Source organism: Aquabacterium sp. (assembly GCF_021768455.1).
In the GTDB taxonomy this organism is placed as follows: domain Bacteria; phylum Pseudomonadota; class Gammaproteobacteria; order Burkholderiales; family Burkholderiaceae_C; genus Aquabacterium.
In genome coordinates this window covers 1-1191 of the sequence record NZ_JAIZVX010000308.1, presented here as the reverse complement: position 1 = coordinate 1191, position 1191 = coordinate 1, and the positions used below count along the sequence as shown (strand labels likewise).

Sequence of the window (1191 nt, the reverse complement as noted above, 5' to 3'; positions counted from 1 at the left end):
TTGAAAAGGTGGCCCACTGTACCGCGAGGCGCCCCGACCTTCAGGCGGCGCGTGGGGCGTCCTCCTCTTGTGCCTGGGTGCGGGCCTGCTTCGCCACCTCGGCGGCCAGCGGGGCGTAGCGCGCCATCAGGGCGTCGCGGCGCGGGCCATGCCAGTGGATGCGAGACAGGTCGCCCTGGTAATGGCGGATCACGCGGGGGTTCATCACCGCGAACCACAGGGGCGTGAGGTAGGCCAGGGTGATCATGCCGGCGTAACCCGAGGGCAGCTGCGGGCTGTGCGCAAAGTGGCGCAAGGTCTGGTAGCGGCGCGTGGGGTTGGCGTGGTGGTCGCTGTGGCGCTGCAGGTGGTAGAGGAAGAGGTTGGTGACGATGTGGTTGCTGTTCCACGAATGCTCGGGCTGGCAGCGCTCCACGCGGCCATCGGATCCCTTGCGGCGCAGCAGGCCGTAGTGCTCCAGGTAGTTCACCACCTCCAGCAGCGAGAAGCCATACGCCGCCTGAATCAGCAGGAAAGGCAGCACGACCCACCCCAGCACGGCCACCAGGCCTGCAAACAGCACGGCCGACATCGCCCAGGACTGCAGGTTCTCGTTGTCGCGGCTCCACACACCCTGGCCCGAACGGGCGAGGCGCTCGCCTTCCAGGTGCCAGGCCGAGCACAGGCTGCCCACCACCGTGCGCGGCAGAAAGGCCCAGAAGGACTCGCCAAAGCGCGAGCTGGCCGGGTCCTGCGGAGTGGCCACATTCTTGTGGTGACCGCGGTTGTGCTCCACGTAGAAATGCCCGTACCAGGTGGGGGCCAGCGAGAGGCGGGCCAGCCAGCGGTCGAACTTGTCCTTCTTGTGGCCCAGCTCGTGGGCCGTGTTGATGGCCACGCCGTTGACGATGCCCACGCTCAGGGCCAGGCCCAGCAGCTGGTACCAGGGCAGGTCGGCTGTGGCGGCCAGCCAGGCGCCCAGCACGGTGGCGGCCAGCTGCAGCGGCACGAAGGCGTAGAGCACCCAGCTGTAGTAACGGTCGGCGTCCAGGGCCGGCAGGGCGTCTTCGGGCGGGTTGGCGGCGTCTTCGCCAAACAGCAAGTCCAGCGTGGGCAGCACCGCGTGCACAAAAGCCACGGCAAACCACAGCAGCCAACCGGCCTGGGTGAACGCATAGGCCGTGATGGCGCCAATGCCGATCAGCGGCACCA

Annotated in this window: 1 protein-coding gene; it reads right to left on the bottom strand. The window is 68.2% G+C overall.

The window, feature by feature from the left end:
• Nucleotides 1-40: 40 nt before the first annotated feature.
• Complete coding sequence (locus QZ994_RS19940; RefSeq protein WP_290877864.1) at nt 41-1189, bottom strand: alkane 1-monooxygenase; 1149 nt, start codon at nt 1187-1189, stop codon at nt 41-43.
• Nucleotides 1190-1191: the final 2 nt, after the last annotated feature.